The organism is Alteromonas sp. AMM-1, assembly GCF_047290655.1.
Classification (GTDB): Bacteria; Pseudomonadota; Gammaproteobacteria; order Enterobacterales; family Alteromonadaceae; genus Alteromonas; species Alteromonas mangrovi.
In genome coordinates this window covers 1-6860 of record NZ_JBLBUE010000174.1, presented here as the reverse complement: position 1 = coordinate 6860, position 6860 = coordinate 1, and the positions used below count along the sequence as shown (strand labels likewise).

At 45.9% G+C, this 6860-nt stretch carries 6 protein-coding genes; 2 read left to right on the top strand and 4 right to left on the bottom strand.

Annotated elements, in window-relative coordinates; genetic code table 11:
* Together ACLR2L_RS17545 and ACLR2L_RS17540 are read right to left on the bottom strand one after the other, a co-directional pair.
* Window positions 1-1096: type II toxin-antitoxin system HipA family toxin (locus tag ACLR2L_RS17545; protein ID WP_413369966.1), on the bottom strand; the 1096-nt coding region annotated here is incomplete at its 3' end.
* Entirely contained in the window at window positions 1089-1409 is a 321-nt protein-coding gene (locus tag ACLR2L_RS17540) for a helix-turn-helix domain-containing protein (protein WP_022609784.1), read from the bottom strand. The genes ACLR2L_RS17540 and ACLR2L_RS17545, both read right to left, overlap by 8 nt.
* Before the next feature lie 1165 nt (window positions 1410-2574).
* Here ACLR2L_RS17540 and ACLR2L_RS17535 point away from each other — a divergent pair.
* Both ACLR2L_RS17535 and ACLR2L_RS17530 read left to right on the top strand, forming a co-directional pair.
* Window positions 2575-4851, top strand: a complete 2277-nt coding sequence (locus ACLR2L_RS17535) for a CHRD domain-containing protein (RefSeq protein ID WP_413369963.1) — start codon at window positions 2575-2577, stop codon at window positions 4849-4851.
* 264 nt (window positions 4852-5115) lie between these two features.
* Complete coding sequence (locus ACLR2L_RS17530) at window positions 5116-5847, top strand: glycosyltransferase family 25 protein (protein WP_413369961.1); 732 nt, start codon at window positions 5116-5118, stop codon at window positions 5845-5847.
* Here the strand turns inward: ACLR2L_RS17530 and rimI are convergent.
* Window positions 5827-6279, bottom strand: a complete 453-nt coding sequence (rimI, locus tag ACLR2L_RS17525; protein WP_413369959.1) for a ribosomal protein S18-alanine N-acetyltransferase — start codon at window positions 6277-6279, stop codon at window positions 5827-5829. The genes ACLR2L_RS17530 and rimI overlap by 21 nt on opposite strands.
* A 13-nt stretch (window positions 6280-6292) precedes the next feature.
* On the bottom strand, window positions 6293-6787 hold the full coding sequence (locus tag ACLR2L_RS17520; RefSeq protein ID WP_413369957.1) for a hypothetical protein: 495 nt from the start codon (window positions 6785-6787) through the stop codon (window positions 6293-6295).
* Window positions 6788-6860 lie beyond the last annotated feature (73 nt).

Here is a 6860-nt window from a genome sequence, read left to right as displayed (position 1 = left end):
CGGTATCTAACACCAATTTTTCTGGTAGCATGGCTTTAGCTGCTAGGTGTGATAACTCATCTAGCGTGAAATCACTGAATTTCTTGCTACGGCTCACCTTCAACGAAGCACTATCATCGGGGATATAAGGAATGGTCGAGACAAAGTCATAAGCAGGTGCTATCGATGCTGTGAGCTTATCCTTATAGATCACAGACCAATTCTTCAAATGCATATCTGCATTTCCAATTAGCGTATTGAACACCAATCGGCGAGTAAATTCTGCGATATCATCGTCTTGGCCTTCGATGCCGATAACCTGAGCAATATTCCGCATACTCGCTTTTTTGTATTTATCTTGAGGATAAACGCCAAACACTTGCGCAAAGTCCTCAATGTGCACAGCTTGACCATCTGCACGGTCAAAACGTTTGATCACAAACGCACTGTCACCAAATTTGCCAATGCCATTTGGGATATTAGCAATCTGATTAATAGGGAGTAACTGCGTTTCTGGCACATCCATTCCCAACATTCGAGCCAATTCCATCATTGAATATTCATTTTCTGGCACAGCTTCAAATCGAGACGACGGTAATTTTACAATCCAAGAACCACCTTGACCGGTTGCTGGGATCGTCAAACCGCCATTTGCCTGCTGCACAGCTGAAAACTTCAATTGCACTCCCGCCAATGAAAAACGCATTGGCCCATCTGTCTTCGTTTCATCTTCTATGTCTTGATGCACATTAGGTGGTAAGGCTTCACCATCCGCAGGCTCAACCGTGATCGCGCCAGCCAGATCCCGTCCCAGTACCCACAATAAAAAAAATTCTCTCGCGGGGTTCACTCCGGCACGCTCTGACAGGTAATTTCTCATCGTTTCTTCTGGCAAAAGGTTAGAGAAAAACGGGGTTAACTTAGTTTGGGTCGGTTTGAAGCTAGTCAGCAGGCCACCTAGCGAATCTTTAAAGCCAAGTCCTAACACAGGACGCGATTCGTCATGAATGTACGAATCCATAAAGGCAAAAAGCGTTCTGTCATTGCCCACGTTGGTGATTGTGGCAATGGGTTCACCGTACAGCAACACGTTGAGCGTAGAGACATGGTTAGTCATCGTCGTCTTCCTCTAACTGATACGCGGGCGACATTGACTCACCCTCATCGCTAATGCCGTTAATACCTTGGCCACTTCGAATGATCGACTTGATGGCAGGTACAGACTTTTTAGGCGCAACCAATAGCTCTAGGTCTAGTACACGGGCAAGTGCAATCAAACTGGATATTCTTAAATCAACACTGCCAGACTCGATTTTCGAAATATGGCTTTGAGGCACACCCGAACGAGCACTTAACTCTCTCTGGCTAAACCCCTTTCGTACCCGAGCTTCTCGAAGACTTTCTAGTATCTGCTCTGTTACATAGCTCATTTCGATACGCCTTAATGCATCACTTAAGAATAATTATATACAAAAACATATCACAGTAACTCAAATAACACAAATTCGATTAGCCATTACATATCAAAAGCCATTATCTGATACATAATTACATATAAGCAGAAGGAGATTTTTGTCATCGACAAAAGAGCGATACTCTCGCTGATAATCGCGAACTGACGCATCAAACTCCCTAAGTACTTTTGTCGCTCAGCCATTATACAGCAAGGGCTACAGAAGAACTCGCGTCAAATCGCCAGAAGATAAGTGCAACAAAGAGGAAGTTTGTACACAGTTACAGGAAATTTTGTACACACAAGTCGAAAAACAAGTGCAAAATGATGGTGTAAACAGCAACTAAATTTGAAGGTAAGTCTGATATCTCAATTAGAAATAACCGTATTGGTTCGCTTCAAGCATCTTCAAAAACAAACACTGAAGCAAAAATCACACCAACAATAAACTCCCTCATTAAATTTTGTAATTTGGTACAGATGAAAACATTTACCAAAAAAAGTGACTCTTTTTAACGGTAGTACTTTTTACGCCAAACCCAGTAACCACAAGGCCTACAGCCAGGTTTGTGTCATGGAATTTTCGCCAAAGGCCTCTAAAACGGAATTTGTACTCAAGTTTGTACACACTTTCCGAGGTTACGCTTGAACATCATTGAAAAGCAAAGAAACGAGAAAAAGACAAAAATCCTTTAAATTCAGTACGTTGAGATGTGATTGTGGTGTGCAATGAAAGGTGATTTTAAGCGTTGAAAGGCTGGGCGGCATCAGGGTGCGAAATAATCGCAAACGTGCGCCGACGGTTGATTTCTTGTTGAAATGTACTCATTAATCCAATGCTTTTCGGTTAAAGAACTGCGATTTGGAGCCTGGCTCCACTCATTTAATGGGCGCGATTATATAGGTATTTATGCAGGGTTGGTAGGCTGGCAAGCCTGATTCCTTGATTACGCTGTAAGTTACAAACCTGAAGGAATGTGAATTCTCTAACACCATTGTGCCTAACCCATTATTGCTAGTAAATTCATAACATTAATAAAGCACTAATCATGAATTAAATAAATTTATTACTTTCTATGATCTCATCCTCCGGCGAAAACGTTAAAACGATGTAAAAATTGATACAGCCAATGGAGAACACCATGAATCTACATAAGTTTGCTGTCATCGGTTGCGCGGCATTTTTAACCGCCTGTCTGCATGACGACGATAAAAAGGAAGAGACGGTTACGCCTGCTCCGCCTACGTTCACTGCCAGCACCACGTTTGAGGTTAATTTAACCGGTAAACAGCAGGTTCCGGCCAATATGTCTGCTCAAATGGCCACAGCAACAGTTGAACTTGACGAGAATTTGGGTCTGCTCAGAGCCACTGTTGACGTTAGCGGTGTTGAAGGCGTTCAGGCGGTTCATATTCACGATGGCGATATCGGACGTAACGGTGACGTTGCATTTGGCTTTGAAGCAGGTTCCACCGGTACCTACACGCTGGCAGAAACCAGTGTAAGCAGTGAACTCATCACCGATTTACTTGAGGGTGAATGGTACATAAACGTACACACTGATGCCTACGGCGATGGTGAACTACGCGGTCAGATTGTGACCGATGACATGGCGGTAGTCACCTTCAGACTTGATGGTGATCAGGAAGTGCCTGCAGTATCAACGCTGGCAGACGGCTACGGGTATGCGTTGGTATCAACTGCCACGTACGATTTAGACTTAGTGATTTATACCGACGGCATTGATGATGCTACTGGCGCGCATATTCACACTGGCCGTCCAGGAAATAATGGCGATGTACTGGTAGCCCTGGAACAATCTTCCGAAGACATGACCATGTGGACGACGCCTGAAGGCACCATGATTGATGCTGATATATTTTCTGTACTGGCATCAGGCGGTCATTACGTAAACGTTCATTCACCTGCGTTTCCAAGTGGTGAGATACGCGGACAGATCCTCACCGATGACTACCACCTGGCCACCTTTGCCTTGAGCGGTGAACAGGAGGTCCCTGTGGTGGACACCGACGCCAGTGGCAGTGGTTACATGCTGGTGAACACCTCTACTTACTCTGTAGAAATTACCGTAGTAACAGAAGGCGTTGATGATGCCACTGGTGCACACATTCACACTGGCCGGGTAGGTACCAATGGCGATGTATTAGTGTCGTTATCACAAGCGGCCGATGACATGGGTAAGTGGGTAACGCCTGAAAACCTGGCCATTGAGGCATCGATTTTTGATGTGTTGTTGTCCGGCGGTCATTACATCAATGTGCATACGCCCGCTAACGGAAGTGGTGAACTTCGCGGTCAGATTCTGACAACTGAATATGCGCTTGCCACCTTTGAGTTAAATGGCGATCAGCAGGTACCCATGGTATCAACATCAGCGTCGGGCAACGGTTACGCTGTTGTTAATACATCAACTTACGATTTGGAATTAGTGGTGCATACTACCGGCGTTGATGATGCGACAGGCGCACATATTCACACCGGTGGTATAGGAATGAATGGCGATGTTCTGGTTGCATTAGAACAATCCATGACGGCCCCGGGCACGTGGATGACACCTGCAGACACAGCAATAAACGCAGACATTCTGGCAGTACTTGCAGCCGGCGGTCACTACGTGAACGTGCACACACCGGCTTTCCCAAGTGGTGAAATTCGCGGTCAAATCGTCACGTCTGATTATGCCATTGCCACTTTTAACTTAAGCGGTTCACAGGAAGTGCCTGCCGTATCCAGCGCTGCGTCGGGTCGCGGATATGCTCTGGTAAACACACTGAGTTACGCACTGAATCTGGTGGTTCACACAGACGGCGTTGACGATGCAACTGCCGCCCACATCCACACCGGAAGAATTGGTACTAATGGCGATGTGCTGGCTGCGCTGGAACAATCCATGGACGATCCGGGCATGTGGATGACACCAGACAATACCGTTCTCAATGCTGACATTTTGAGTGTACTGGCTTCCGGTGGTCATTACGTAAATGTTCATACGCCAGCGAATCCGAGTGGCGAGCTACGTGGACAGATCCTCACCGATAACTACGTGCTGATTGCATTTGGCTTAAGTGGCGAACAAGAAAATCATGCGGTTACCACCTCAGCCACAGGCAGCGGTTATGCGCTGGTAAACACCGACGACTATAGTCTGGAACTACAGGTTGTCACCTCAGGCGTAGCAGACGCTACTATGGCCCATATTCACACTGGGGCACTCGGTGTAGACGGCCCGGTATTGCTGGCACTTGAGCAAGACAGTACGGATATGAACAGATGGATGGCACCGGACAATGCCATGCTTGATGCTGCAATATTTGCAGTACTGGCATCAGGTGGGCACTATGTAAACGTACACACGCCAGCCTATCCAGCGGGTGAACTGCGCGGTCAAATTCAATAGCTCACGCTGAACTCGTATTAACCAACAACAAAGGGGCCTTTCACTGGCCCTTTTTTATGAACGACAAACAGCTAATTCAGTGACGGGTATAGACAAAAGCAGGATGATTAGCGTCGATTCCGCACGAATAGTATTATTTTTATAACTTACGTTTGCTGTGGCTTGAGATATTACCCGCCACTATTTATCATCCTGATACGACGCGTCTTTACCTGCTTTACTGATAACGCGAACAATTACAACACCAATCTAAGGGATTACCGTTTGTTACCTATTATTATTATAAATTTAGACGACAGCATTCAACGTTGGGAAAGCCTTAGCAAACAGGTGGCTGAATTAGGCCTTAGTTGCACCCGATTTTCAGCTACCTTGGGCAGTGCACTCAGTGTTCAGGAAAAGCAATCATGGTATGACTCTGCAGCCAATGCAAAGCGACATCATCGCAATTTAACTAATGGCGAAATTGGCTGTTATGTTAGTCACTATCGGATTTGGCAAAAAATCGTCAATGAAAACATTCCGTGCTGCATTGTGCTGGAAGATGACCTGACGATTGATAACGCCTTTCCGCAGGTCGTCGATGTAATTCAGTCGCTGGATACTAACTGGGATATGATAAAGCTGTACGACGGACGTCCAACACCGTTCTTTGAAAGCAAACAGCTGGATAATGAATTTACATTAGGAAACTACAAAGAAGTGCCAAACGGTACGCAAGGCTATGCAATTACCCTCGAGGGTGCCCGTAAGCTACTTAAACGGAAGCCTTTCTTTCGGCCGGTTGATGTGGACATTCAATTCCATTCTGAATTGTCTCTCAACGTCCTCGGTATCAAGCCGTATAAAATCAGTGTTGATCAACGCTTCGAAAGTGACATCATTCGCATTAATAAAGGCCAGCACAACAATCACAGCTCGGCACTGCGCAACTTAAAATACCGCATTAAAATGTTTTTGGAGCGACGCAAAGTGTCAGGCAGGCTGCCCGGCTAACTCACACATCATTACAATGGCATCTTCACGACCCGATGCTGTCGGATAATAGCCTTTGCGGATTTCTATTACCTGAAATCCGTGGCTGGTATATAACTGAATCGCGCGCTGATTTGATGCGCGCACTTCTAACCAGCAGGTGTGCATCCCCTTTGTTTTACAGTGTTCTAACGTAGCGTTTAGCATTGCCTTACCCAGCCCTTGGCCTTGCGCTTCAGGTGCAACGGCGATTTCCATTAGCGTTGCTTCATCCAGTACAAACAGCAAAATACAAAAGCCCACTACCTTGCCTTCTAGTTTAATCATCCAGCCTTCATAGGGCGGCGTTAAACAGTCATCAAAGGTACTTTGAGACCAAGCCGTATATTGAACAGCTTCATGTATAGCATGCGCCTGAACAGAGTCGGCGGTGGTTAACGGTAACAGTGTCATCGCAGCGTTAACATCAGGTAAGGGCAAACATTGCCTGCCAGAGCTGGCGCTTTTGCTTGGGTGATAAGGTATCTGGTTGAACGTTAAGCACTATTTCGTCTTTGCCCACGTGTAGCTGCTCACCCACAAATAGCAACGGCGATGCATTCACGTTTATCAGCTCGAATGCCACGGCGATATCCTGCTTAAATGCAGAAAGTGACTCACCAACAGGTTGCTTGTTGGGTTTATTGATTTCAGCCATTGGCTTTGATTCAGAGGCGTCATTTAGCGGGGCTGAGGTTGCAGGATTGCTTTTTGCTGCCGGTGACATGGACGCTTTTAAACTTGCCAGACGCGACTGTGCATCCGCTTTTGAGACAACTTTAGGCTTGATGCTGGATGTGATTGCAGGTTGTGTCACCTGAGACTGCGGAGATGTTGGCTTATGTGTTTCCTGTTTTTGCAATACCTTAATATTCATGGTTTGCAATACAGCGATTTGATAATCAGACAATCCCGTTGTCATGCACGACACCTGACTGCTATTTAAGATGAAATGAGTGTATCAGCTTAGAGAGAAAAGTGGCAGGGGTGGAGGG